This is a genomic window from Variovorax paradoxus (assembly GCF_000834655.1).
Lineage (GTDB): Bacteria > Pseudomonadota > Gammaproteobacteria > Burkholderiales > Burkholderiaceae_C > Variovorax > Variovorax paradoxus_F.
Genome location: NZ_JXQQ01000010.1, coordinates 194,521 through 219,897 on the forward strand (window position 1 = coordinate 194,521; position 25,377 = coordinate 219,897).

At 64.9% G+C, this 25,377-nt stretch carries 22 protein-coding genes; 6 read left to right on the forward strand and 16 right to left on the reverse strand.

Annotated features, from left to right (window positions below; genetic code table 11):
- Positions 1-88 precede the first annotated feature (88 nt).
- Positions 89-1,486 carry a type II toxin-antitoxin system HipA family toxin YjjJ gene (gene yjjJ / locus RT97_RS05595; protein WP_042577771.1) on the reverse strand — a complete coding sequence of 466 codons (1,398 nt, stop codon included), beginning with the start codon at positions 1,484-1,486 and terminating at the stop codon, positions 89-91.
- Positions 1,487-1,838: 352 nt separating this feature from the next.
- Between yjjJ and RT97_RS05600 the strand changes: the two genes are divergently transcribed.
- The 6 genes from RT97_RS05600 (at position 1,839) to RT97_RS05630 (ending at position 9,654) form a co-directional block, all read left to right on the forward strand.
- The gene (locus RT97_RS05600) at positions 1,839-2,852 is read left to right on the forward strand and encodes a tyrosine-type recombinase/integrase (RefSeq protein ID WP_253278141.1); all 1,014 of its coding nucleotides are present in this window, start codon (positions 1,839-1,841) and stop codon (positions 2,850-2,852) included.
- A 482-nt stretch (positions 2,853-3,334) separates the two neighbouring features.
- A complete protein-coding gene (gene pabB / locus RT97_RS05605; RefSeq protein WP_080898184.1) occupies positions 3,335-5,542 on the forward strand; it encodes an aminodeoxychorismate synthase component I in 2,208 nt (735 codons plus the stop codon).
- Positions 5,535-6,398 (forward strand): DMT family transporter, encoded by an 864-nt coding sequence (locus RT97_RS05610; protein WP_253278142.1) that lies wholly within the window; start codon positions 5,535-5,537, stop codon positions 6,396-6,398. The genes pabB and RT97_RS05610 overlap by 8 nt, the downstream gene beginning before the upstream one ends.
- Positions 6,399-7,253: 855 nt before the next feature.
- Positions 7,254-7,640, forward strand: coding sequence for a hypothetical protein (locus tag RT97_RS05620; RefSeq protein ID WP_042577775.1), 387 nt, complete (start codon positions 7,254-7,256; stop codon positions 7,638-7,640).
- 256 nt (positions 7,641-7,896) lie between these two features.
- The gene (locus tag RT97_RS05625) at positions 7,897-8,472 is read left to right on the forward strand and encodes an OmpH family outer membrane protein (protein WP_042577776.1); all 576 of its coding nucleotides are present in this window, start codon (positions 7,897-7,899) and stop codon (positions 8,470-8,472) included.
- A gap of 450 nt (positions 8,473-8,922) precedes the next feature.
- A complete protein-coding gene (locus RT97_RS05630; RefSeq protein WP_080898185.1) occupies positions 8,923-9,654 on the forward strand; it encodes a TetR/AcrR family transcriptional regulator in 732 nt (243 codons plus the stop codon).
- Here the strand turns inward: RT97_RS05630 and RT97_RS05635 are convergent.
- From RT97_RS05635 to RT97_RS05705, 15 genes are all read right to left on the reverse strand, one after another.
- Complete coding sequence (locus RT97_RS05635) at positions 9,626-10,393, reverse strand: hypothetical protein (protein ID WP_052810566.1); 768 nt, start codon at positions 10,391-10,393, stop codon at positions 9,626-9,628. The two genes, RT97_RS05630 and RT97_RS05635, sit on opposite strands and share 29 nt — an antisense overlap.
- Positions 10,394-10,416: 23 nt before the next feature.
- Entirely contained in the window at positions 10,417-12,153 is a 1,737-nt protein-coding gene (locus tag RT97_RS05640) for a CocE/NonD family hydrolase (RefSeq protein ID WP_367379255.1), read from the reverse strand.
- A 101-nt stretch (positions 12,154-12,254) separates the two neighbouring features.
- A complete protein-coding gene (locus RT97_RS05645) occupies positions 12,255-13,082 on the reverse strand; it encodes an alpha/beta hydrolase (RefSeq protein ID WP_253278159.1) in 828 nt (275 codons plus the stop codon).
- 223 nt (positions 13,083-13,305) lie between these two features.
- Positions 13,306-14,169 carry an NAD(P)-dependent oxidoreductase gene (locus tag RT97_RS05650; RefSeq protein ID WP_042577777.1) on the reverse strand — a complete coding sequence of 288 codons (864 nt, stop codon included), beginning with the start codon at positions 14,167-14,169 and terminating at the stop codon, positions 13,306-13,308.
- Positions 14,169-15,131 (reverse strand): Bug family tripartite tricarboxylate transporter substrate binding protein, encoded by a 963-nt coding sequence (locus RT97_RS05655; protein ID WP_042577778.1) that lies wholly within the window; start codon positions 15,129-15,131, stop codon positions 14,169-14,171. Before RT97_RS05655 ends, RT97_RS05650 begins: the two co-directional genes overlap by 1 nt.
- 23 nt (positions 15,132-15,154) lie before the next feature.
- Positions 15,155-16,303 carry an alpha/beta hydrolase family protein gene (locus RT97_RS05660; RefSeq protein WP_042577779.1) on the reverse strand — a complete coding sequence of 383 codons (1,149 nt, stop codon included), beginning with the start codon at positions 16,301-16,303 and terminating at the stop codon, positions 15,155-15,157.
- A gap of 9 nt (positions 16,304-16,312) precedes the next feature.
- A complete protein-coding gene (locus tag RT97_RS05665; protein WP_042577780.1) occupies positions 16,313-17,986 on the reverse strand; it encodes a GMC family oxidoreductase in 1,674 nt (557 codons plus the stop codon).
- Positions 17,987-17,991: 5 nt separating this feature from the next.
- On the reverse strand, positions 17,992-19,101 hold the full coding sequence (locus RT97_RS05670) for a maleylacetate reductase (RefSeq protein WP_042577781.1): 1,110 nt from the start codon (positions 19,099-19,101) through the stop codon (positions 17,992-17,994).
- A 30-nt stretch (positions 19,102-19,131) separates the two neighbouring features.
- On the reverse strand, positions 19,132-19,446 hold the full coding sequence (locus RT97_RS05675) for a Dabb family protein (RefSeq protein ID WP_042577782.1): 315 nt from the start codon (positions 19,444-19,446) through the stop codon (positions 19,132-19,134).
- A gap of 4 nt (positions 19,447-19,450) precedes the next feature.
- Positions 19,451-19,753: a YciI family protein gene (locus tag RT97_RS05680; protein WP_042577783.1), complete on the reverse strand. Its 303-nt coding sequence runs from the start codon at positions 19,751-19,753 to the stop codon at positions 19,451-19,453.
- Between the two features lie 24 nt (positions 19,754-19,777).
- Positions 19,778-20,752 carry a sugar ABC transporter substrate-binding protein gene (locus RT97_RS05685; RefSeq protein WP_042577784.1) on the reverse strand — a complete coding sequence of 325 codons (975 nt, stop codon included), beginning with the start codon at positions 20,750-20,752 and terminating at the stop codon, positions 19,778-19,780.
- Positions 20,749-21,762 carry an ABC transporter permease gene (locus tag RT97_RS05690; RefSeq protein ID WP_080898186.1) on the reverse strand — a complete coding sequence of 338 codons (1,014 nt, stop codon included), beginning with the start codon at positions 21,760-21,762 and terminating at the stop codon, positions 20,749-20,751. The genes RT97_RS05685 and RT97_RS05690 overlap by 4 nt, the downstream gene beginning before the upstream one ends.
- 59 nt (positions 21,763-21,821) lie before the next feature.
- Positions 21,822-22,808: an ABC transporter permease gene (locus tag RT97_RS05695; RefSeq protein ID WP_253278143.1), complete on the reverse strand. Its 987-nt coding sequence runs from the start codon at positions 22,806-22,808 to the stop codon at positions 21,822-21,824.
- Positions 22,801-24,303 carry a sugar ABC transporter ATP-binding protein gene (locus tag RT97_RS05700; protein ID WP_253278144.1) on the reverse strand — a complete coding sequence of 501 codons (1,503 nt, stop codon included), beginning with the start codon at positions 24,301-24,303 and terminating at the stop codon, positions 22,801-22,803. The genes RT97_RS05695 and RT97_RS05700 overlap by 8 nt, the downstream gene beginning before the upstream one ends.
- 26 nt (positions 24,304-24,329) lie before the next feature.
- Complete coding sequence (locus tag RT97_RS05705) at positions 24,330-25,229, reverse strand: intradiol ring-cleavage dioxygenase (protein ID WP_042577787.1); 900 nt, start codon at positions 25,227-25,229, stop codon at positions 24,330-24,332.
- Positions 25,230-25,377 lie beyond the last annotated feature (148 nt).

The window sequence follows — 25,377 nt, forward strand, 5'->3', positions numbered from 1 at the left end:
CCACACCCCTGGGGTGACGTGGCAGGCACCGCGGGAGGAGGCCGTGATTGCGCCGTATTGCAGTGGCGCTGCCGCGGCGCCAAGTGTCTCAACTGTGCGTGCTTGCAGCTTGGCGAAGCGCTCGTGCGTTCTGGGCACACACCGCGCGAAACTCGCCGCTGATTCGGCCGTCAGCCGCCGCACTGTCCCAGAACGCGACCGCAGCCTCTGCCGCCTGCTTCCACGCGTTTCGCTCTGACGGCAGCGGCAGCCGCGGTGCATAGGTTCGATGAGGCAATTCCACGCCGCGCACCGGACCATAGGTCATCGGCAGCATGTCATAGATCGGTGCCAGCTGCAGCTGCAGCTGCGCCTGGCCACCGACCGAGACAGGCCGGAACGACAGGTTGCCGTCGTGCATGTCGGTGTTGCCGATGAGTTGTCCGAAATGCCCGAGAAGACCGATCCGGCCAACGTCATCGTTGGTGATCCACCCGGACGCAGCCAGTGGTCGCACGCCCTCTGCCCAGGGGCGGCCACCGGCGCCGACGAAGGTTGAATTCAGAGCGCTCCACGAAACGACCGGAGAACGACCGATGGCTCCATGCCTGTCGAATCGGTCGACCTCGAGGAACGTTCGGTTCGCAAGGACGAGGATCCTGGATCGGGCCACCTCAATGCCCGTGCGGTCTGTCAGTGCTTGAGCCGCAAGATGCTCGCACACAAGCAGGTCCGCCCAGCGCCGGGTGCCCGGAGAATCATCCGAGCCTGAGAACTTCACCAGAACATGCTGATCGCCGCCGGCCGTGTGCCGCATGGCAGTGAACTTCGGAAATTCGCCGCCGGCCGACGAGCCAGCCACCCCGAGTTCCAGCGCTTGCGTCGCGAGGCGGGGGTAAGCCTCGCCCAGTTGGTCATCGGCGATGCCCTGCGGTCCTGTGCCGTCGCTGAGCGCCTGAACCTGCTCGAGCCACCTCCTGGCCGCCACTTCGCCGACCAGCAGGTCGCCAGGAGCGTCAGTCCCCAGCAGGGACAGCGCATAAAGGACGTCGTCATCGGACCAGTTCGCCGGGTCCTCGCTCACCTTCAGCAGGGCGGCGTGGTGTCGAGCGAAGTTTCGCCCGAGAAAGCCCTGGGGCCGCATGTCCTGCATCATGTATGGCAGGCCTTCGAACCAGCCCCGTCTCATTTCGTCGTCCAAGGGCCACCCGAATCCCTCGGAAAACGCGGCGGCCGTGCCGTCGGGGTGGACCAGGTCCAGCACCGCCACCTGGTGTTGAGTTCCCCGTCGGTCGATCCGGAAGAGCGGAATCGGCGCATTGTCTCCCCTCAGGGCGCGCCGCGCCGCATATGTCGTGCGCCTGGCGCTTCCGCGCACGACCACCGCCGCGCCCGCAGTGCGAATGGCCCGGCTCAGTGTCGGACGACTCACGCCCATCGCATCGGCAAGCGCAGCCGCCTGAAGAGGGCCCTTGGCACGAAGGATAGTGACAGGATCAGCAGCCATGTGAAACGATATCAGAGTTCATATCCGCGTCAAATGCAACCGCAGACAACCGGAAATTTGCTCGTCCAATGAAACGATGTATGAAACGATTTTACAAGAGCGGTGAATTGCAGGAAGAGCTGGCGGCTACGCCTTCGGCCCGCGTACGTCCTGCATCAAGGCGCTAGACAAGCGATCGAGTTGCAGAAGCAAGGTGACAGTCACGTTAAAAACATACTAACGGGAAGCGGTTAGGCAATAAGCATCAACCGGAACCTAGCGCTCTGCACTGCCGCAACGGCTTTCCAACAAACGGGTATCCCGTTAGTATGTTTTCATTTCGCCGATTGCCATGGTCGCTGAATCACTCCCTTTGTTCGACGAGATGCCCGCCCCGGGCCAACATCATGAGATGACGCAGGCTTTCGAGGCCTGGATCGCGGATCAGCGCGATTCCGGCTTGATGCGGCAGGACGCGTCGGTGGCCGTCTACCGGGACATGTGGGAGGCTTTCGCGGGCTGGTGCCTCGGACAATCACCTGCGGTGGGACTGTCCTCAATCTGCCCAGCCGACCTGCAGGCTTTCCAGGATGCTCGATTCGGTCGCAAAACCTCGGACCTGTCGCTCACGCCTCGCCACGCGTTGCGACTGATGCGACTGATCGACCGGGTGCTGCGTCACCACGCGGCTCGAGCTGATTCGCCGGTCAATACCGCCGCCGCGGACTGGATCGCTGCCCATCCCAAAGTGCGCCATGCCGACGCGCCGGATACCGACCCATTGCCAGAATACCTCGCGGTGAGCGAGGCGAGACGGCTGATTGCGTTTCTCTCGGCCGCCCGGCCCCGGCCGGGCGCTTCTCGCGATGCCCAGGTACAGATGACCTGGCACGAGGTGCGCAACAGGACCTCGATCGGCCTGCAGCTCGGTGCTGGCCTCACGCCCGGTGACGTGCGGGCGTTGACCCTGGCGTCGCCCGTTGCGCAAGGCGGCCGCGTGCGCGAACGGCCGTGGAAGCTGCATGTCCCCGCGTACGGCAACTCGACGGCGCGCGAGACGCCCGTGGCGCCCTGGGCGGGTGAGTTGCTGCAACACTGGCTGCGCGTACGCGCCGAGGCAGGCATGGGAGGAGAATTCCTGTTCCCTTCCACGCGAACCGGCAAACAGTGGCAAAAGCCGTCTCAGTACGAGTCCGCAAGACGAGTGCTCGAGGAGGCCGGCATGGACTCGCGCGAGGGCGGATCGTTTCGGCTGCGACACACCTTTGCGCTCAGGCAACTGCGCCGCGGAACGTCGCCCGAGCAGGTGGCCCGATGGCTGGGCATCGAGCCGGCGAAGATGAAACGCTACGAACGGGTATTGCCGGGCGTGGTCGATGTCGTGTGATGTTCATGTTTTCCTCGCGACGCCCCGGTGCCCCTTCGGCGTCGGACAGGCGACGGTTCCGCGACCGTCGTTGACATTGCCAGGCGGCAGGCAGCTCCACAGCGAATCGCTCAGAGCGACCGCCCTCCATGGCGCAATGTGCAGGAGTGCGCTCAGCCGTGCGGTCTGCTTCGATCGTTCTGCAACGCCGCAGCCGGTGCCGACGCAGTCGGGCAATGCATGTCGCTAGCCAGAACCCCATTTCCGCCACACCGTGGCTTGCCTGAAAACCTGAAGGCCCGCCGGCTTCCGCCACGTTGTTCCACAGGGTGCCTCAGTTGATGACGCGGGCGTCCACGTGACGCGAAAAGCCGATCTGCGGGATCCGCAACGCGCGCCTGTGCATGCCGACCGTCCATCACGCAACTAACACATAGTGCAGTTGCGAGGTTGGGGCGGATCTTCAACGATGCAGCGGTCCGCCACCCGCCCAAGGAGCATCCATGCGCACGCTCTTGATCGACAACTACGATTCGTTCACCTACAACCTCTATCAGTACCTGGCCGCCTGCAACGGCGAGCCACCGCTCGTTCTGCGCAACAATGAGATGAGCTGGGACGAGGTCGAGCGCATGTCATTCGACAACATCGTGATCTCACCGGGGCCCGGGCGTCCGCAGCGGCCAGCGGATCTGGGCATCTCGGCCGACGCGCTGCAGCACTCGCGCAAACCCGTGCTCGGCGTGTGCCTCGGCCACCAGGCCATTGCCCACCATTGCGGTGCCCGGGTGGATCTGGCGGTGCGACCCATGCACGGCCGCCTGGACCGTGTCTCGCACGCGCAGCGCGACCTGTTTGCAGGCATTCCGGATCGCTTCGAGGCGGTGCGCTACCACTCCCTGGCGGTCACGCAGCTTCCCTCCTCCCTGGAACCGCTTGCCTGGACGTCCGACGGGACGCTGATGGCGCTTCGCCACGTCTCGCGACCCTGGTGGGGAGTGCAGTTCCACCCGGAGTCGATCTGCACGGAGTTCGGCGCGCGATTGCTGCGCAATTTCCGTGACCTGACGCAGGAATGGCACGCGCAGACGCCTCGTCGCGAGGCGCACGATCGTCTCGGATCAGCATTGCGCCTCGAAGGCCCGCATGCGTTGTCGCTGCATGCCGAGTGCCTCGACACGGTGATTGAGGCGGAGGCCGTGTTCATGAGCACGTTCGCACCCAGCGATTGCGCCTTCTGGCTGGACAGCAGCCTCGCAGAGGCGGGGCGGGCGCGCTTTTCCTTCATGGGCGATGCGAGCGGCCCGCGCACCCAGGTGCTGAACTATCGCACCGCGCCGCGCGAACTGATGGTGCGGCGCGGCGACGTCGTCCAGGTGCGCGACGAAAACATCTTCGACTATCTGCGCGATCAGTTGCCCGACATGTCTCCCGCGGGCCCGACGCTCCCCTTCGACTTCGCCGGCGGCTTCGTGGGCTATTTCGGCTACGAGCTCAAGCGGGAACTGGACGGCGCGCACGCGCATGACGCCACCACTCCGGACGCCATGTGGATCCTTGCCGACCGCTTCCTCGCCTTCGACCATGCCGAGCAGCAAGTCTGGATCGTCTGCCTGGACGAGGCCGCACCGTGCAGCGAGAACCGCCGATGGATGCAGGCGATGCGCGATCGCCTGAACAGCCCGCCAACGTGCGCGTCCGACCTCAGCGAGGAAGCGGCCAGCGATCTGCATTCGCTGAAATGGCAGGTGGACCTGGCGAGCTACCGCGAACTGATCCTTCGCTGCCAGCACGAGATTCTTCAGGGCGAGACCTACGAAGTCTGCCTCACGAACCAGCTGGTCGGCGAAGGACGCATCCGCCCGTTCGAGGTCTACCGCGCCCTGCGCCGGTGCAACCCCGCACCCTATGCGGCCTACCTGCGCATCGGCGGCTATGCCGTGCTGTGCGCATCGCCAGAGCTTTTCTTGCGCATCTCCGGCGACCACGACGTGGAGTCCAAGCCCATCAAGGGCACCGCAGCGCGCGGCGCGACGCCGACCGAAGACGCCGCGATCGCCCAAGCCATGGTCGCCGATGAGAAAACGCGCGCGGAGAACCTGATGATCGTGGACCTGCTGCGCAACGACCTCAACCGGGTCTGCGAGATCGACAGCGTTCACGTCCCCAGCCTGTTCGCGGTGGAGACCTATGCCACCGTGCATCAACTGGTCAGCACGATCCGCGGGCGGCTGCGCGCGGACCTTGGCGCCGTCGACTGCGTGCGCGCGGCCTTTCCGGGCGGCTCCATGACCGGCGCGCCCAAGGTGCGCACGATGCGGATCCTGGATGAACTCGAGCAGACTGCCCGCGGGATCTACTCAGGCAGCATCGGCTATCTCTCGCTCAACGGTGCGGCCCAGCTCAATATCGTGATCCGCACCCTGGTCTCTGCCAATGGCCGCGTCTCCATCGGTGCCGGCGGCGCCATCGTCGCGATGTCGGACCCAGATGCCGAAGTCGACGAGGTGGTTCTCAAGGCACAGGCGTTGTGGGACGTCCTCAAACTGTGCGGTGCGCCGCTAGGACCGCGACCGGGCATGGCGTCAGACGAAAATGCAGCCACCGAGCCTGTCGCTGCGCAGGAGCCGCAGAAGCTGTCAGCGACGGGGCTGCGCGAAGCCGTTGACACGCCCTCGCCCTCGCCACCCTCTTCGCTCGGCCATGGCTAGCGCGCAGGCCAATCGCCGGGGCATCGTCCTCATGCTGGTGGCCATGGGGTGCTACGTCCTCAATGATGTCTTCGTCAAACTGGCCGCGCAGAACCTCCCACCCGGCCAGGTCCTTGCGGTCCGAGGCGCCTTCGCCGGCGTCTTTGTGCTGGCCATCGCCCGCGGCACGCGTGCCGGATGGCGAGCCGCACGGCGGCCCATTGTCGGGTTGCGCTGCGGGCTTGAGATCACCACGGCACTCGCGTCCGTCATCGCCCTGTCGCTGGCGCCGCTCGCCACAGTCAGCACGCTGATGATGACCGCGCCGCTCATGATCGCCGCTGCCGCGATGGCACTGCGCTGGGAGCCGTGGCGAGGCAGCCGGCTGGTCGCGACCGCAGCCGGCTTCGCCGGCGTGGTGTTGGTCATTCAGCCGTCTGCGCGCATCGAAGTGCCGGCTGCAGGACACGCTTGTGCACTGCTGTGCGCTGCCTCGCTCGCCGCGCGCGACCTGGTGACTCGGCGCATGCCCGACACGATTCCTTCGGCGACCATCGCCCTCGCGACCACATTTGCCGTGTGCCTGTCCGGCCTGCTGCTGGGGGTGGTGGAACGATGGGCCCCACTCACGCGCCACGAACTCGCCATGATGGCGGCGGCTGCGGGCTGTGCGGCGCTGGGCAATTACGCCCTGATCGTCGCCTGCCGCGGCGTGGACCTTTCGGTCGTCACGCCTTTCCGCTACAGCCTCATCGTATGGGCGCTGCTGCTGGGATATGTCGTCTGGGACGACATGCCTCGGCTCGAGGCGCTCGCCGGTGTGGTCCTGATCATTGCAGCGGGTGCCCTCACCGTGTGGATGTCACGGCGCCCGTAGTACAAGGTCCCCATATTCACTATCACACGTGGGCCGCCACAGCGTTCCTGCCCTTAAAGTCCGATTCAGCGCTTCAAAGTCCTAAACAACAACTGGCCCGTCCGGCCGGTTTCGGCCAGGAGCGGCCGTTCGGCACGCCGGCATAACGGGCCCGGTAGCGGTCACTGGCGCGTCGCAAGGTTGACCTGCAGCGCAGAAGCCGACCAATTTAGGACTTGAGACCAAAGAATGCGTGAGCGCGAATTCGACAGTTCTGTGGGGCGCATCATTGAGCCGGTCGTGGCACTATGGGGTTTCACTACCGGCGGAGGACGTGGCTGCACTTTCCATCGGAAAGTGCACGATGACCTGTTCCACTTCATCCACTTTTCGCAACGGTCGAGCGGTGTTGAGTTCGAGGTATGGGTCTTCCCCGGCACCCCCTCGCTCGGGTCTGAGCAGTGGGCTGGTTTCCCAGACTTCGTGGGCGTTCCCACGGGTCAGGCTGCTGGCCTCAATGCGAAGCTTGGAGTGGGCGGCGATGCGTCTCGCTTTCCCTGTAGAGACCGCAAGGCCCTCGATGTCGCGCTTTCGCGGGCGGTTGTGCCTGCACTGCAGACCCATGCACGGCCCTACTTGGCCAACTTCCAGTCGGTGCAAGACCTAGTTCCGGTGTTGGAGCATCGCCAATGGACGAGTGTCCTCGGCGGCCGACAGGAGGGTTGACATGCATTGGGGAATGGCGCTTTTGATCGACCACTTCGCGCCCCCCTGACTACCGCTAGGGCCCTTTGCTCCGACCTGGCGCGAGGCTACAGTCGGCCAGCAGCGGTCGTCCGAGACAAACTATCAACTAAGCCAAGAATCGTACCTTCGATGAGTCACCTCACCATTTCGAGCATCAACTGGCTTTCAGATAGCGAGGACGCCGATGTCACACTTTCCAGCGATGTGGCCACGGTGGTGGCCTTCTGCTTCCAGTGCTCTTACAAGGTTGGCCAAACAGTTCCCAACCTGCTGCATCCGATCATGGTTGGCGAACTGCAGTCTCCATACCTACAAGACTGGCCGGCGGACGAGAAAGCACTCGTTGGTGCAGAGCGGCTGGAGCGCCACGGGGGCTCCGGGTATCGCGGTTGCGGCGAAGTAGTCGATCAAGCTGAGGGACTGGTCCAGGTTCGCGGCTTTGTCTTCAACTTCGGGGATGTCCCGGCTGGTGCCGAAACTGTCCGGTTTCAGTTTGACCGACTGGACCTTTGGTGAGCACAGATGTGAGCAGATAGACGACTGCTTTCGAGAACAGCGAACTTCGGCTTATGGCCCGTTCACGACGGCGGCGCGACAGGCTACAGTCGGCCAAAAGCGGACGGTCGGTGACCGTCTTCACAGAGAGTCGACAGAGGCTTTTGAAACCTGCAGAGCTGCCCAATGACGTCTGAGCGTTGCGTGTAGGAACGGCTGTTTATGGGGCGCCGCATAACATCCAGTGCTTTCACATCCACGTCGGAGGGGCATTCTAATGAACAGACTTATTCAGACCATTGCGGTGGCTGCCTGCGCGGTGGCCCGCCGTGAAGCGGTTGTCTTTGCCGCCGGTGCGGCGGCGGCGTGCATGCTCTTTCTGGCTCCTTCATCCGCGCTAGCTCAGCAACTTAAGATCGGCTACGTGGACTTCGAGCGCGCGATGCTCCTGTCGCTCCCCGCCAGGGCTATGCAGGACAAGCTGGCTGCCGAAATCCGCCCTCGACAGAAGCAACTGGATGAGTTGGAAGCTCACCTCAAGGCCATGGCCGACCAACTGGATAAGGATGGACCCACGCTGTCCGAACACGATATCGGTCGCAGGCGGCGCGAACTGCTCGATCAGGAACGCGACCTCAGGCGAAAGCTCCTTGAGTTCAATGAAGAGGTGGCTCAGCGCCTCAACGAGCAGAAGTCCGAGCTATGGGACCTGACACACCGTGCGATCCGGCAGATCTTCAAGCAGGAAAAGTACGACCTGATACTGCAGGATGCCGTTATGGCTGCGCCAACGGTGGACATCACTAACGAGGTGATGAAAGCGCTCGCGACTGCTGCCCCTGCGGCGCAGTGACTGGCACTCACGACGAACATCACTCATTTTGAGAGAACTTTGTGAGCTTGACGATTGCTGACAGGCTCTTATCAGCGGGCTGGTGCCGACAGCTCGATGAGTGGCTGCTTGGGGCCCGATGCGGTCTTTCGATGCGCGAGGGCTGAGGACTGCTTTGCAGCGATTGCCGTCGTCGGGCTTGGAGCCCCGGAAGTCTGCATTGAGGCCAACATCCGACGCCGGGTTCGTGGGCTCGGCTACGGGGCTCAGAGCGAGATCTCTCTGCATCAAAATCAGGACGGTCTTTTTGGCCGATGCCGCTGCGACCTTGTTCTGCCACCACAGAGCAGTCACTGCATCCAAAGCCAACGATCAACTGGCGGGACTGCCGAAGGTAGACTCGAAGCCAGATTGGACAGATGAACAGACTGTGCTCGATATCCTTCCCCCTCCCCCATTCGCCGCGTGTCCATGAAAGCGCTCCCACGGGCGCTCAAGCCCAAGCCCGCGCAAACCCAAGCCGCCCCTGCGCGTCAGCCGGGCATCGCGCGCGCGAACACACGCCGCGATGGCGAGGGAACCCGTGAACGAATACTGGATGCGGCCGAGGAACTGTTCGCGGCCCATGGTTTTCACGGCACATCCATGCGCGACGTGGCCGAGGTGATCGGGTCCGGCATCGCGCTCGTCACCTACCATTTCGGCACGAAGGACGTGCTCTTCAGCACCGTGATCAAGCGCCGCGCTGCCTACATGGCGCACGAACGGATTCTTGCGCTCGATGCGGCGCGGGCCCGGGTGCAAGGCGGGGCCCTGCCAGTGGAAGACCTCGTGTCGGGCTATGTGTGGCCCTTCGTCGAGCGAAGCGTGGCCGGCGGCAAGGGGTGGAAGAACTACTCGCTCTTCGTCGCCCGCCATGCGAACTCACCGGAGTTCTCGAAAGTCCTCAGCGAGCACTACGACCCTGTCGCCAGGCAGTACCTGAACGAGTTCGAGCGGACCTTCCCCGGCATGCCGCAGAAGGACCTCTACTACGCCTTCAGCTTCATGGTCGGGGCCATGGTCGCCACCGTGGCCGAGCCGGGCCGGGTCGAGCACTTGTCGTTCGGCCAGATCAAGGCAAGCGACGTCGAAGAGGTCTTCAAGCGAATGCTCCCCTTCCTCTCCGCCGGATTCAAGTCGCTCGTTCCGCAGCCTTCATAGCCTCTCGGAGCCAATGCGAGAACTCGCAGGCGAGGTGCCACTGATGTTCTCGGATCATGTGCTGCGCCACTGCCGAGGGGAACTCGACCATCAGCCGCACCAGCGCGCCGTCCCCGTCGTCACGCATCTGGTGCCGGACGCCACCCAAGGCCGTCCCATCTATCAGGCGCGCCGTGCCGACGGATTGATAGGGATAGGCCGGATCGCGCGGCGTCTTCACGCCGGATTCGTCGTCGAACCGCATGAAGAACCGGGCCGGGAAAGGCGAGCCTCCCGTGGTCTCGATGACTTCCAGCGTGTCGCCGCGAGGCTCCAGCACATAGTGGTCGGGGCATGCCAACAGGTTGCTCTGCCGATTGGCCAGCGTGTCGTTTCGCATCAGGTCGTCGATGGTGTCGAAGATCTGCTTCGCGCTGCACCGCGGCACCCTCACCTCCGTCACGCACTGCTTGCGACGTCCGCCCGAAATGAAGCCTGTGAGCTTCGAGACGAACCCCGTGATGCCGATACCGCCGCTCAGCCCGTCACGCAAGCCCTGGCGACCGCATTCCTCCTTGAGCCGCAGCAACTCGGCGCGCAATGATGCGAGATCGTTGGGCAGAGGCTGGACGCTCGCCTCGCGCTTGAGCATCCGCCGAAGCTTCGGCAAGATGACCCGCGCACGGCGAGCCTCCCAGTCTTCGACCTGTGCAGACGTCACCTGGGTTCCGTCGATTCTGATGTCCAGGGTGTCATTCATCGTTCACCTCTTCGAAGAAGAATTCAGCGTAGCGGAACGATGGGCAACAGCAAGTGCGGCTGCATCCCCTCGCCCGCGTGCAACGTGGTCTGGCCGCCGAAGATGGCCGGGGAGCGGTCTTCGGGATCGTCGTGCAGGAAGGGGCCGCATCCCTTCATGGGGTTCTTCACGTTCGACAACTGGCTCACCGGTCCTTCCTGTTCGTAGTCCTTGCCCTGCACGGTCAGGCCGATGCGCCAACCCCCAGGCACCACGATGCTGGTCGGCCAGATCTCCACATCTAGTTCCACCGGCTGGCCCGGGACCAGCGGCAGATCGCGCTGATGGGCGTGGAAAGGACGGTACGGCAGGCTGCGCGCCGGATCCAGTTCGCGCCGCGATGCGCGCAGCCAGCCCTTGCCCACCGAGGTCATCGGATCGAGCGCGCCCTGGAACACCTTCTCCTTGCCCTCGGGGTCGAACAGGTGCAGGACAAGGAAGATGTCTGCGTCGGTGGTCGACGACGAGACGAAGAGCTTGCAGGCCAGCGGGCCGGTGATCTCCGTCTCTTGTTCGAAGGGCGCCGACATGAAGCGGATGCCACCGTTGCGCGTCGCGTCGAAGCTCGCAGTGCCTGCCTTGCCAGAGGGCGTGGACGACAGGGCCTTGCCTTCCAGATCGAGGTGCATCTTCGTCCATTGCGTGCGCGCCAATGGCCATTCGTTCTCGGCGCGCTGGACGAACTTGTCCACGTGGCGCACGTTCAGCAGGAGGGGCGGGCGCTGGTCCCAGCCGTTGTCCTCGCCCTTCAGGAAGTGGCCGAAGAACTGCTTTTGCAAGTCCACACCGTATTTGGCATAGAACAGCGTCCAGTGCTCATTGCCATGCAGCTCCAGCCATTTCTGTTCTGACGCGGCCCCCAGGAAGCCCTCGACGTTGCCACGCAGGTGCAGGCCCTGCCCGCCCCAGTTGCCAGCGGAAAGAACGGGCACCGTCACCTGGTCCAGCTTCGCCCGGCCCTGCGCATAGAGCGCATCGTCATACGGGTGCGCTGCGGAGCGGCCCGCGACATCCGCCCGGTTGGCTTTGAGCGTCTCTTCGCTGAACACCTCGTCGCCGCACACGGGCTTCCCCGTGATCTTGCTGACCGCCCCGCCCGCGCGCCCGTGCTGGACGCTCCTGACCTGGAGTTCCTGCCAGTTCTTGCCGAAGGAACAACGGATGCCGCCATGAAACGCCGACTCGCGGTAGGCATCGCAGAAACCTTCCCACGGACAAATCGCAGCCAGGTGCGGCGGCTGCATGCCCGCAACGATCCACTGGCCGGCCCCGTAGTACGAGATGCCGTTCAGGCCCACCTTCCCGTTCGACCAGGGTTGCACCCCTGCCCATTCGATGCACTGGTAATAGTCCTGGTTCTCGCGCGCCGAGAAGTGATCGATGAAACCCGGTGAGCGCCCTGCGCCGCGCGAATCGACGCGCACGACCACGTAGCCGTCCGGCACCCACTTCTCGGGGTCGCACACCTCCCACGACTGGTACTGGTTGGTCGATCCTTCAAGCGCGTCCGGGTAGCGCGCGGCCATCAGGTCCCACGGCGTCTTGTAGCCCTCCTGGAAGGACAAGCCCTTGCCGTAGGGGCCGTGGGTCATGAGGACGGGGTATGTGCCCGGCGCGAGGGGCCGGAAGACGTCGGCGCGCAGGACGTTGCTGTCGTCCATTTCGATCGGCACGTCCCAGTCGATGGCCATGCCGTCGCGAATGTCAGTGGTGTAGTCCACGGTGTCTCCCTTGTTTCAGATGGCCGCCTTGGGCCGCCGCACGACAAAGACCATGAGGTCCGCAACCAGACGCCGAGCCGATTGAGGGAACTCTGCTGCTGTCATGCGGCATTCCCCCCGAGTTGCCTGGCGGCGAAATCCGCCGCCAGTCCGCCGGCCACCGCCAGATCATCCTGCTTGGCATACAGGCTCATGTGCGACACCTTGGGCAGCACCGCCAGTTGCTTGCGTGCGCTGGGGATGCTGTTGAACACGGCGATCTCCAGGTCCCACAGCGTGATCTCATCCCCCTCGGCCACGATCATCAGCGTGGGCGTGTCGTACAGCCGCTTGGCAGACGGTGCGACGTTGTAGGACAGCAGCAGCTCCGTCGATTCGATGGTGCTCCAATGCTCGTGGCGCGGCGCTTCGCGCGCCTTGATGTCGTGGAAGATCGTGTGGATCGAGGGGAAGGGCCAAGTGCTCAGTTCCGTGAACGGCGTGAGCGACGACATGGGCATGCGCCCACCGGCCGTGCCCGCCAGGGTGCGCTCGCGGCGGTCGGCAAGGAACAGCTCGGTCAGTTCGTGGAAGCGTTGCGAGCCATGCACACGGCGCATGTTCTCGTAGCCGTCGACCACGGGGATGTTGGAGATCACGCACTTCACGCGCGGATCGGTCGCGCCCACCACCAGCACGTGGCCGCCCGCATAGGAGATGCCCCACACGCCGATGCGATCGGCATCGATCTCGGGCAGCGTCTCGCCGAAGGTGATGGCGCTCTTGTAGTCCTCGATCTGTGCTGCCGGGTCGATGTGCTGGCGTGGCATGCCCTCGCTGGCGCCCATGCAGCGGTAGTCGAACATCAGCACCGCCACGCCCTTGCCGACGATAGCCTTGGCGTAGTGCGGCATGACGATCTCTTTCACATAGCACCAGCCCCCGCCCATGACCAGCAGGGGAAAGGGCCCGGGGCTGTCGGGCAACCACCAGGTCGCCGCGCAGCTTGATGCCTTGGCTCAGGAATTCGACTTCTCGTTGTGTGCTCATTCTTTCGTGTCTCCTAGGGTTGTTCTTGTCAGTCCACGCGCACCGATCCCCTCGAAGCGCTGGCAGCGCTTCGAGAAGCTCAGCGTGCGCTGTGGTCGGTGGTTCGGAGTTCGGGCAAGGCCCTCAGGCCAGCCCCGCCGCCCGCTCGGCGCAGCGGATGACCGCCGCATAGTCCGCGTCCGCATCGCCGTTGGCCGCAGCCGAATGCAAGGCCTGCTGGGTCATGGCTGTCTGCGGCAATGCCACCTTCAGCCGCTGGGCTTCATCGAGGATCAGGCCCACGTCCTTGCTCATCTGCAGGACGGTGAAGGTGGGCGTGTAGTCCCGCCGCGCCAGCTGCGCGGACTTGGCCTTGACGATGGGCGAGGCCACGGCGCTGTGCGTGAGTACTTCCCACATGTCTTCCCAGCGCAGGCCGCCCTTCTCGCCCAGCGTGAGCGATTCGGCCAGCATGGCACTGGTCTGCGCGATCATCAGGTTGACCACCAGCTTCATCAGGCGGGACTGCTCGCCGTCCCCCAGCCAGTACTGCTGGGGGCCGAAGCGCGCGAGCAGCGGCAGCATTCGTTCGTAGGCGTCCTTCGGGCCCGAGACCAGCAGCGTCAGTTGCGCTGCGTCGGCCATGTGGTTGTTGCCGGACACGGTGGTGCGCAGGTAGACGATCTGCTGGCTCGCCAACAGGTCGGCCACCCGTGCGGACACGGTCGGCGACACCGTGCTGGTGTCGATGTAGACCGTTCCCGGCCTCGCATGGCGAACGACTTCCTGCGCGACATGCCACAGCGCGTCGTCGTGTGGCAGGGACGACAGCACCACATCCGCCTCGGCGATGCCCACCGCGCCCTGCACCGCCACCATGCCCGATGCAACGGACGCCTTCAGTCGTTCTTCGCTGAGGTCTTCGACGGTCACTGCATGGCCTGCCGCGACGAGGTGCTTGCCCATCGGCAGGCCCATCTTGCCTGCCCCGATCAGATGCACTTTCATCATTCGCCCTTGATACCCAGCTCGGGCAGTTCCTTCTTGAAGCGAACGACCTCGGCTTCCAGTTGCTTCCTGAAATCCTGCGGCGTCGACATCACCACCTTGCCGTGAGTGAGCTTCAGGTTGTCCTGATAGGCCTGCTGCTTGACCGCTTCTCCGATCTGCTTGTACAGGGCCTGCAGCTTGTCGTCGGCCATGCCACGCGGGGCCAGCATTCCGGACCAGGCGGGCACGTCCACGTCCTTGAAGCCCAACTGACGGAAGGTGGGCACGCCGGGCAGATCCGGATCCGGTTCTTCCGACGAAATCGCCAGTGCCCGCACCCGGCCGTCCTTGAGCAGCGGAATCACGGTCGACGTGCCCATAAAGACCATGTTCACGTGGCCGCCCAGGAAGTCAGTCAGCGGCGACTTGTAGGGCACATGGATCAGCTTGAGATTGGCCGCGCGGGCGAACATCGCGCCGATGATGTGCGTGGTGTTGCCATTGCCGAAAGATCCATAGCTGATCTGGTCGGGCTTCGCCTTAGCTGCGGCGATCAGATCCTGGATGGTCTTGAAGGGCGAGTCGGCCTGCACCAGCAGCACGAAGCCCGAGGACTTACCCACGATGGTGATCGGCGTGAAGTCCTTCACCGGGTCATAGGACAGGTTGCTGTACAGGCCCGCATTGGTGGCGTGGCCCGCCGTGGTGTACAGCAGCGTGAGCCCATCGGGCTTGGCACGGGCCACTTCCGCAGTGCCGATACGCCCGCCCGCTCCCGGCTTGTTGTCGACGATCACGGTCTTGCCTGTGACCTTGGCCAGGCCGTCGGCTAACGCGCGTGCCCCGGTATCAAAGGGGTTGCCGGCGCCGATGGGGACGACGATGCGGATCACATCGGCCTGGGCAAAGGCTGCGCCCGGAATGAGCGCTGCCGCCAAAGCTGCGCCGGTGAGGGAGGAAATGAAATTTCTTCTGGACATGGAGGTCTCCTTTTTTGCTGTGATCAAACGGTCTTCAGGACATCGGCGATCCAGTCCGCCATGGCGTTCGTCGCCAGGCTCATGTTCCCGATGCTGCAGTGCTGTTCTCCGCCTTCCTCGGCGGTGAAGATGCGCAGTTCCCTGCGGGGCGAGTTCACGCAGCCGTCGTAGGTCCTGCGGGCTTCCGCGACGGAAATCTGGCGGTCATCCTCGCCATGGGTGATGTAGATGGGCACGCGGATCCGCTCCACCACGCCGTCGAGGGAGAAGCGGTCGATGACCTCGGCGCATTCCTCGATGCTGTTCTTGCCCAGAACCCACATGTTGTGGGCCATGTAGTGGGGCACCGAGTTCTGGGCCTGCAGGGTGCCGGCCACGCGCTTGCGAAAGCGCGTGGGCCAGTCATGGTTCGCACCCCAGGCCACGCAGCAGGCAAAGCGCGGCTCGAAGGCGGTGGCCCGGGGTGCGTGGTAGCCGCCCAGGCTCAGGGCCATCATCCCGATGCGTGTCTTGTCGACGTCGGCGCGGGTTTCCAGGTGGTCGACACACGCGCCTGCCGGGATCTCGGCTTCCGGCGCGTTGTGCAGGCCGTTCTTGCGCAGCGCCTCGCCCACGCCGGGGTTGTCCACCAGCAGGATGGACACGCCGCGCTGCGACAGCAGCGCAGGCAGGCCGCACAGGTACAGGTATTCCTTGACGCCGTCGAGCCCGTTGAAATGGACGATGCAGGGGGCGGGCTGGTCGGCGCTACCGACCGACACCATCAGCGCGGGGAGGAACGAATCGCCGAAGGGCACGGACACCTTCTCGCAATTCGCGCCAGCGCATTCGACGAACTTGCGGAAGGTCCACAGCAGCTCGTCGTAGGCGGCCAGGCGCGGGGGATGGTCGTGCGCCGGAATGCGCTCCGCCGTGATGTACATGACACAGGCGCGGCGGTACTTCTCGCCCGCCGAAAGCAGGTGCCCGGTCTTCTCGTCAACGGCCGCGGCCTGGGCCAGTTTCGCGCCCGCACCGGCCCAGGCCTGGAAGTAGTCATTGGCATGGGCCGAGTCGTCTTCCACGTCGCGCAGGGCGCAGCAGGCGCGGTCGATCTCGTCCATGTTGGCGCCCGCGTCCAGCGCCATCGACAGGGCGAGGTTCCAGGAGTAGACCTTGAAGTAATTGAACATGTGAAGTCCTCAGTGACGTGTGGAGGTGCTGCTGATGCGCTGCGCCGCCATCTCGGCCAGCATCAGCGTGGGAAGGTTGGTGTTGGCACTGGTGATGGACGGCATCACCGAGGCATCGGCCACGAACAGGTGGCGGGCGCCGTGGACACGGAAGGCATCGTCCACCACCGCGAGCGGGTCGCCCTCCTCGCACATGGCGCAGGTGCCGACCGGGTGGCCCATGGGCGAGAGGGACGACAGGATCTCCTCATCGGAAATGACACGCCCGCCACCGCTGTGCGCAGCAGGCGCCCCGCTCTTGAACGCGCGGCCGAAGATCGTGCGGCGCAGCAGGCCCGGCGAATTGGCTGCCATCTCCGCCGCCAGCGACAGCACCTTGCCCGCCAGCCCAGGGCGATTGAACTGGCTGATTGCCAATGCACCGGGAAGCAGGAAGGCTTCGTGGTACTCGGCAGCCACACGCGGATCGCGCAACAGGCGTTCGGTCAGCCGCGCGGCCTGGACCATGCGCGGCGCGTCGTCGGGATCGGAAAGGAAGCGGAAGTTGATGTCCGGGTGAACCAGCGGATCGGCACTCTGGAGTCGCACATAACCGCGCGACTTGGGCGCATACAAGGCACTGCCCACTAGCGAGAAATCGGGTCCGAAAGACTCACCACTCACCCGCCCCAGCGCGAAGGTGAACAGGTCGCCCTCGGGCGCACCGGGCCGGCGCGACGAGGCGCGCACGCCCGCGACGGCGAAGCGCCGCAAGCCGGCGGCCACACGCTTGCCGCGTGGCAGCGTGAGGGCGAAGAACATGTACGGATGGTTCTGCAGGTTGCGGCCCACGCCGGGACGGTCCACCGCCGTCGGGATGCCCAACGCGGCCAGGTCGGCGGCGGGCCCGATGCCGGAGCGCAGCAGCAAGGCCGGCGAATGGATGCCGCCGGCGCAGACGACGACATGACGTGCCTGGTACTGGACGGCGACGCCGCCCCGAATGGCATCGACGCCCGTCACCGTGGTGCCGCTCATGCGCAGCCGGGTGACCTGGGTGTTGGGCACGATCTGCAGGTTGGGCCGCGCGCGCACGTTGGCCGTCAGATAGCAGCCCGGCGTGGTGACACGCGCTTCGGCATCGATGGCATTGGGCATGGCGAAGAAGCCATCTCCCGGTTGCTCGTTGATGTCGGGCACGAAGGGCAGGCCCGCGCTGTGCGCTGCCTGCTCCATCGCGCGCACGAAGGCCGGCCACTCGGCCTTCGGTGTGCGGACGATGGCGTGCGGGTTGCCGGCGCCATCGCGCCGGTCGCGGTCGTCTTCGACCTTGCGGAAGTACGGCAGCACGGCATCCCACGAGAAGCCCCGTGCCCCGGCCGCGCGCCAACGCGCGTAGTCGGAAGGCACGCCACGCAACGCGAACAAGCCGTTGATGCTCGAGCCGCCCCCCATCACCCGCGCCTGCGGATACCGTGCGGGCGTGCCACCGTCGCGCGCCGTCGCCGTGAGGCCGTCCCAGAAGTAGTTCGGGTTGAGGGTGGACGCGGGAAAAGGGTCTTGGATGTCCGCCGGCTCACGGCCCGGCAGGATGTCGTCGCCCGCCTCCAGCAGCACGACGCGGTGCGCGGGGTTTTCCGAGAGGCGCGACGCGATGACCGCGCCTGCAGTGCCGCCGCCGACGATGAGGAAGTCGTGGTCCATGCGGGTCAGCGTCCCGGTCGCACGCCCGCCCAGGCGTTCTCGAGCAGTTGCTTCAGTGCACCGGCTTCGAGTGGGCGGGGGTTCCAGTAGGGGTTGGAGAGCGCCAGCTCCAGCACGCGCGGCAGGCCGTCCTCGGGCATGCCGATGTCGTGCAACGCCGTGGGCGCACCCAGCTCACGCGCCAGGTCGAACACGCCGGTGGCTGCATCCGGCGCACCGAGCGCGGCAGCGATGCGGGCCATGGTCTGCGGCGCGGCCGACGCGTTGTAGGCCAACGCATGCGGCAGCACCACCGTGTGCGTTTCCGCATGCGGCAAGTTGAAGCTCCCGCCCAGCGTGTGGCACAGCTTGTGATGCAGCGACATGCCGACATGGCCCAGCACCGAGCCGCACAACCACGCGCCGTAGAGGCAGGCGCTGCGCGCCGCCATGTCCGCGGGCGCGCGATGAATGCCGCGCAGGCCCTGCGCCAGGGCGCGGATGCCCTCTTCCGCCATCAGCGACATGACCGGGTTGCCGTCCTGCGCGTACAGCCCTTCGGCGGCGTGAGCGATTGCATTGATGCCGCTGACCACGGACATGCCGACGGGCAGGTGCTGCGACAGCTCCGGGTCGTACAGCACGGTGCGGGGCAACACGCGCAGGTCGCGCCCTGTCTTCTTCACGCCAGCCTCGGTGATGCCGTAGATCGGCGTCATCTCGGAGCCGGCGTAGGTGGTCGGTACCGCGATGATCGGCAGCCTCGACTGCAGCGCAATGGCCTTGCCGAGACCGATCGTGGACCCGCCGCCGATCGCCACCATGCAGTCCGCGCCGACTTGGCTGGCATGGCGCCTTGCCCGCCAGGCCGAATCGATCGGCACGTGCATCTCGGCCCCGCTGAAGACACCCGCACTCGCAGAACCCAGCAGAGCCGATGCGGCTTGCGCCATCACGACCTGCTGCGGCGTGCAAAGCACCAGGGCGCACCGCGCGCCGAGCGCTTCGACCTCTTCCGGGAGTCGCTGCAGGCTACCCGGGGCGAACACCACGCGCGACGACTGCGCGGCGAAGATGAAGTTGCGTTCGGAAGCACGCGATGTTGCGTGCGGTTGGATGATGTCAGGCTTGTTCATCGGAGCGTCGAGGTTCAGTTGCGGATGGATTCACGCCGCCTCACCCACGGCGTAGTCCACCTGATGGCGGCTGATGCGCAGATCGCCGAGTTCGTCGCGCACCCGCAGGTGCGCGGGATGCGTGGCATAGGAGGCGAGCGACTCCTGGCTGTCGAAGACGCTGTAGAGCACCACATCGCATGCGTAGCCCACGCGGCTCGAGTCCACACCCACCTCCAGCTGCAACATCCCCGGGATCTGGCCGCGGAGGCCCTCGAATCTGCTGCGCAGGAATTCGATGGCATGCGCCTTCTCCTGCGGCGACTCGCCACGCAGGGTCCACATGACGATGTGCTTGATCGTCATGGGGTCAGGCCGGGGGAAAGCCGGCCTTTTGCGGCCACAGGTTGGTGAAGGGCAACACCGACACGGTCTGGTACAGGCCGGCTTTGGTGAAAGGCTCGTCGGCCACCCAGCGCATGGCGGCGGCGCGGTCCTCGAAGTCGATGACCAGCAAGCTGCCGATCATCGTCTTGCCGTCGTCTTCGGTCAGCGGCCCGGCGAAGGCAATGCGATCGGCCACGGCTGCGAGGTAGGTCTTGTGCTCGGGGCGCACGCGCTGGCGCAAGTCGGCTGCGTCCGGGCGGTCGATCAAGTGGAATGCGAATAACACGGGGTTCTCCTGGATGGCTCTGAATCAGGTCTTGACGGCGTCTTCCCACTTGGGGCAGCTGCGGGATTCGACGGGCGTCTCGCCCTGCTGGTAGTTGGTCTTGTCGATCACCGTGGCGGGGAAAACGATTTCCTTCTGGACCGGCAGCTTGCGCAGATCGCGCACCGCGGTCATCACGGCCATGCACCCTTGCATGAAGCCGTTGTAGTCGCCGGTGGCCAGCATCTTTCCGGACTTGATGGCGTCGATTGCTTCCTTGGTGCCGTTGATGCCGACCACCAGTGCCTTGCGGTTTGCACCGTCGAGGGCTTCGATGGCACCTGCCGCCATGGCGTCGTTGGCAGCGAAGACGCCATCGATCTTCGGATGCGACTGCATCAGGTTCTCCATCACCTGCAGTGCCTGCAGGCGCTGGTAGTTGCCCGGCTGCGATGCGATCCACTTGATGCCCGGCGCTTCCTTGACGGCCTCGTTGAGGCCCCGCACGCGGTCGATGCTCGTGAGCGCGCCCTTGACGCCTTCGAGCACCACCAGGTTGCCCTTGCCGCCCATGGCCTTGATCAGGTACCGGCCCGTCTCCAACCCGAGCTTGTAGTCGCTGGCGCCCACGAACGCGACGAAGCTGCCGCTGTCGCTTCGGTCGGTGACGTTCACCACCGGGATCTTTGCGCCGTTGATCTTGGCGACGGCCGGCACCATGGCCTTGTAGTCGACCGGGGTGAAGACGATGGCGTCGGGCTTCTTGACGATCACGTCTTCGACCTGGCTCATCTGCTCCGGAATGCTGTCCGGCTTTGTCGGCACGTAGTGGGTAACCTTGGCGTTCAGCTGCTTCGCGGCCGAATCGGCGCCCAGTCGCACCGCCTGGAAGAACGGGTTGGTCTGGTTCTTGGTGAACACCGCAATACGTTCGCCGCTTTGCGCAAGACTGGGCGCTGCCCCACAGACTGCAATCACCGCCAGCACGCAGCTGGCGACCATCTTCATATTTGCTTTCATCGCTTGTCTCCTTGACGGGTAAGGTTGTCTAGAAATACCGCTGCCACCACGATCACGCCCGTGATAACGGGCTGCCAGTTGGCATTGATCGCGAGCAGATTCATGCCGTTGAGCACGAGGGTCAGGATGAGCGCACCGATCAGTGTTCCGAACACCGATCCCACGCCACCGAACAGGGAGGTGCCGCCGATCAGCACGGCCGCGATTGCCGGAAGGGTCAGCGCTTCACCGATGTCGCCTTCAGCTGAATTCAGCCGCGCCAGGAAGATCAGGCTGGCCAGACCGGCCATGGCGCCGCTGACGGCGTACACCAACACGAGGCGGCGCTTCACCGGCACGCCGGACAGACGCGCGGCTTCGGGGTTGGCACCCACCGCATAGATCTCCTGGCCCCATCGGGTGCGCTGAGCGAAGACAACACCGATGAGCAGAAAGGCCATCATCAGGAACACCGGGATGGGAATGCCCAGCCAGTGGCCGCTGCCCACCGCCCGGAACGCGGCCGGGAACCCGTGGATGGTTTCGCCCTTCATGAACCAGTAGGTGATGCCGTGAAGGATCCAGAGCATTCCGTAGGTCGCGATGAACGGCGGGATCCGGATCAACGTGATCAACAGGCCGTTGGCAACGCCGATCAGCAGGCCGCAACCCAGACCCGCGAACACCGCCAGCGCGATCGACCCCGTGGACTTCAACAGGGTGGCCGCCAGGCAGGCGCTCATGGCGACGTTGGCGCCTACGGAAAGGTCCAGGCCGGCCGTGAGGATGACCAACGTCACGCCGGAGGCCAGCAGGAACAGCAACGCAGCCTGCCGCAGCACGTTCACGATGTTCGCGCCGGTGACAAAGGCATCGCTGGCCAAGCTCAGCGCGAGGCACAGCAGACCGAGTGCCAACAAACGGAAGACGACGCTTCGCACCGGGTCCGGCAGCGAGCTCCATAGGCCGCCCAACACGTTCGGTGTCATCGCGACAGCGGAGGACGGAGGTTGTTTCATGACGGTGCTCATCGGGTGGCTCCCCTGGGCGGACGCTGCCGCATCAAATGTTTGGGGTTGAATTGCGCGGCTCATGACTGCTTTCCACGGAGCGCATCGAACATCAGCGCAAAGATCACCAGAAATCCGATTGCAGCGACCTGGACGGCCGAGGTGACGCCCATCAGGTTCAAACCGTTGCGCAGCACGCCGACGGCCAGCACGCCGATCAGGGTGCCCAGCAGCCAGCCCTTGCCCTTCTCGAACGATGTGCCGCCCACCGCCACCGCAGCGATGGCGTCGAACTCCATGCCTAGTGCAGCGGTGGGGTGTCCCGAGCTGATGCGTGCCGTCAGAAGCAGCGCAGCCAGCCCTGCCATCAGTCCGCCGATGACATACACAGCCACCAGGTAAAGGCGCGTGCGCACCCCCGCTAACCCCAGGGCCTCACGGTTGCCGCCGAGCGCAAACACATAGGCACCGAAACGCGTGTGGTACAGCGCGACATGAAAGACCAGGTAAGCGGCCATCGCGATCCACAGCGGCGACGGCACACCGAGCAGCGAGCCGCTGTAGAACATCTGCACGGCATCTGGGATGCCGACCACGCTCTGCCCATCTGTCACGACCAGCGCGAGACCCTGTGCCACGCCCAGCGTGCCCAAGGTCGCCACGAACGGCGGAATGCCCAGGCGGGCAACCAGCGTCCCATTCGACAGTCCGAAGACCGCGCCGACGCCAAGTGCCGCGAGCAGTGCGAACACCACCCCGCCAGTCTTCACCGCGACCATCGCCAGCACCACGTTGGCCAGCGTGAGCACGGCGCCCATCGACAGGTCCAGCCCCTCGGTCATGATGACCAGCGTCATCGGCAATGCGATGAGCAGCAGGATGGTCGATTGCACCGCCACGTTCCGCAGGTTCGCGCTGTCGAGAAAGTTGTCGCTCAGCAGTGCGAATGCCACGCACAGCACGGCCAGTGTCATGAGTGCGCCGCTGGCGCTCCCGCTGCGCCGCAGCCGGTGCATCAACTCGCGCATGCCATGGCCGGCATCGCTTGAAACAGTCAGTTCAGGCATGGTGCATTCCCAAAGTCAAAATGGCTTCTTCATTCATCTCACTGCGAGTGAGGTGACCGGCGATGCGGCCTTCGCGCATGACGTAGGTGCGGTCGCAGACGTTGACGATCTCCGCGAGCTCCGAAGAAATCATCAGCACCGCGGCGCCCTTCTTCACCAGCGAATCGATCAGCGTGAAGATTTCGGCCTTCGCGCCGACGTCGATGCCGCGGGTGGGCTCATCGAAGATGAAGAGCTTGGATTCCGCGCTCAGCCATTTGCCGATCACGACCTTTTGCTGGTTGCCGCCCGAGAGCACCTGCACGCGCTGCTGCGGCCCCGCCGTGGCGATGCGCATGCGCTGGATCAGTTCACGCGCCTGACGCGCCGCCTTTGCGGGCGAGAACCACCCGGACGGAAACAATCGCGGCAGGCTTGCCAGCACCAGGTTGTCACCCACCGAGCGCATGAGCGCGAGCCCTTGCGTCTTGCGGCTTTCGGGGATGAGCGCCGCGCCCAGCCGGCGCGCGTGCGACGGCCCGCCGCTCTGGCGTCGGCCGAAGATCTCGATGCTTCCGGAGGCGATGGGATCGGCGCCGAAAACGGCGCGCGCGACCTCGGTGCGGCCGGAGCCCACGAGGCCGGCCAACCCGACGATCTCGCCGGCTCGCACCTCCAGGTTGATGTCGTGGATCCCGCTGAGGGCTGTCACCCCCTGCATCCGCAGCGCAAGCTCGCCCGGCGTCTTGCAGTACTCGCGTGCGTAGGACATATCGACCTTCCGGCCGACCATCAGGCTCACCAGTTCGTCCGGCTCGGTTTCGCCGGGCATGCGGAAGCCCACCTTCTTGCCGTCGCGCAGCACCGTGATGCGGTCGCCCATCGAGAAGACCTCGGCCATGCGGTGGCTGATGTACACCATCGCCACGCCTTGCTGCTTGAGCATGTCGATCATGCGGAACAGCTTTTCGGTCTCGTTGTCCGAGAGCGCCGCGGTCGGTTCGTCGAGCACCAGGATGCGGGCGTCCTGCGACAGGGCCTTGGCGATCTCCACCATCTGCTGTTGCGCCACTCCCAGCGTGGCGACCATGGTGTCGGGATGAAGCGCCATGCCTAGCTGGTCCATGATCACCCGCGCCTGCTGGCGCATCCGCACATGGTCGACAGCGCCCGGGAGGCGGCCCTTTGGCTCCCGGCCGAGAAAGATGTTCTGCGCCACGCTCAGATAGGGAACCAGCGTGAACTCCTGGAAGATCACGGCAATGCCCAGCCGCTGCGCGTCAGCCGCACCGGAGATCGTGACGAGCTGTCCCTGGTAGAAGAACTCGCCCGCGTCGGCCTTGTGTGCACCGCACAGCACCTTCATCAGCGTGGATTTGCCTGCGCCGTTTTCGCCCAGCAGCATGTGCACTTCGCCCGGGTAGAGCTCGAACGACACGTCGTCCAGGGCCTGGACGCCGGCAAAGCGTTTGCTGATGCCGCGCAACTCCAGCAAGGGAGGATCAGAAGGTGTCATTGCGTCTCCGGTCTTTGTGTCGCTGCTCATGACCGCAGCGACGGGCCTTGCGCCGCGTTCGGGCTCCCGTCGGGGTTGAGCACGAATTCGAAATCCAGCGTGTAGAACGGCACCTCGCTGCGCGTGCCGTCGGGCGCGATGCCTGGTGGGTGTCCGACCCAGTCCGCGATGAGCGAGGAACGCACGCCGAAGACCGCGTCCGAATCGAGGTAGCGGTCGCCATTGCGGAAGACGTGCGTGATCAGCCGCTCGTATCCAGGCGCCGTGATCATGAAGTGCAGATGTGCCGGACGCCACGGATGGCGGCCAAGCGCCTCGAGCATCTTGCCGACCGGGCCGTCGTGCGGAATCGGATACGCCACCGCGCGGATGGTCTTGAAATGGAAGCCCCCTGCGGCATCGGCGTTCAGCGTGGCGCGTGCGCGATGCGGCTCGTTGTCGCCGTACTGCACGTCGTAGTAGCCCGCCTCGTCAGCTTGCCACACCTGCAACTCGGCGCCGAAAACTGGTCGACCGTCCAGGCCGGAGACGGTTCCACGCACGAAACAGGGCTCGCCCTGCGCGCCGTTGGCAACGTCGCCGCCCAAGGCGACCCGCGGGGAATCCTCAACATGGAAGGGACCGAACACGGTGGATTCGGTACAACCTTTGGGCTTCCTGTTGTTGAGCGCAGTCACCAGCATCGAGAGACCCAGGGTGTCCGACAGCAGGATGAACTCCTGCCTCTTGTCGGTGGTGATGTGCCCGATTTCAGTGAGGAACTGGATGCCCTTGAACCACTCGTCCTCGGTCAGCGCAGTCTCGCGGGCGAAAGCGTGCAGGTGCTGGACCAGACTGGTCATCAGCTCTCGCAGCCGGGCATTGCCCGCACTCGCATGCGTGCCGATCACCGCTCGGGTAATGCTGTCTTCGTCGAGGTTTCGCAAGCCTGTCTCCGTCTGTATGGCAGTGCTTTTAGTTTATACATTTGATAAAAGTAAGAATAGATAGGGCTTCCGGAAACGTCATTTCCGGGAAGCGGAAATGCAAGGGTTTTCCCGATATGTGGATGCATCGGGTGGACGACGATCAATA

Coding starts and splice junctions, on each gene's coding strand:
- RT97_RS05645 (WP_253278159.1), bottom strand. CDS start 13,082: ATGGGCGGGGGCTGGTGCTATGTGAAAGAGATCGTCATGCCGCACTAC.
- RT97_RS05685 (WP_042577784.1), bottom strand. CDS start 20,752: ATGAAAGCAAATATGAAGATGGTCGCCAGCTGCGTGCTGGCGGTGATT.
- RT97_RS05655 (WP_042577778.1), bottom strand. CDS start 15,131: ATGTCCAGAAGAAATTTCATTTCCTCCCTCACCGGCGCAGCTTTGGCG.
- RT97_RS05630 (WP_080898185.1), top strand. CDS start 8,923: ATGAAAGCGCTCCCACGGGCGCTCAAGCCCAAGCCCGCGCAAACCCAA.
- RT97_RS05620 (WP_042577775.1), top strand. CDS start 7,254: ATGAGTCACCTCACCATTTCGAGCATCAACTGGCTTTCAGATAGCGAG.
- RT97_RS05635 (WP_052810566.1), bottom strand. CDS start 10,393: ATGAATGACACCCTGGACATCAGAATCGACGGAACCCAGGTGACGTCT.
- RT97_RS05625 (WP_042577776.1), top strand. CDS start 7,897: ATGAACAGACTTATTCAGACCATTGCGGTGGCTGCCTGCGCGGTGGCC.
- RT97_RS05670 (WP_042577781.1), bottom strand. CDS start 19,101: ATGAACAAGCCTGACATCATCCAACCGCACGCAACATCGCGTGCTTCC.
- yjjJ (WP_042577771.1), bottom strand. CDS start 1,486: ATGGCTGCTGATCCTGTCACTATCCTTCGTGCCAAGGGCCCTCTTCAG.
- RT97_RS05650 (WP_042577777.1), bottom strand. CDS start 14,169: ATGAAAGTGCATCTGATCGGGGCAGGCAAGATGGGCCTGCCGATGGGC.
- RT97_RS05695 (WP_253278143.1), bottom strand. CDS start 22,808: ATGCCTGAACTGACTGTTTCAAGCGATGCCGGCCATGGCATGCGCGAG.
- RT97_RS05660 (WP_042577779.1), bottom strand. CDS start 16,303: ATGTTCAATTACTTCAAGGTCTACTCCTGGAACCTCGCCCTGTCGATG.
- RT97_RS05690 (WP_080898186.1), bottom strand. CDS start 21,762: ATGAGCACCGTCATGAAACAACCTCCGTCCTCCGCTGTCGCGATGACA.
- RT97_RS05675 (WP_042577782.1), bottom strand. CDS start 19,446: ATGACGATCAAGCACATCGTCATGTGGACCCTGCGTGGCGAGTCGCCG.
- RT97_RS05665 (WP_042577780.1), bottom strand. CDS start 17,986: ATGGACCACGACTTCCTCATCGTCGGCGGCGGCACTGCAGGCGCGGTC.
- RT97_RS05610 (WP_253278142.1), top strand. CDS start 5,535: ATGGCTAGCGCGCAGGCCAATCGCCGGGGCATCGTCCTCATGCTGGTG.
- pabB (WP_080898184.1), top strand. CDS start 3,335: ATGCGCACGCTCTTGATCGACAACTACGATTCGTTCACCTACAACCTC.
- RT97_RS05700 (WP_253278144.1), bottom strand. CDS start 24,303: ATGACACCTTCTGATCCTCCCTTGCTGGAGTTGCGCGGCATCAGCAAA.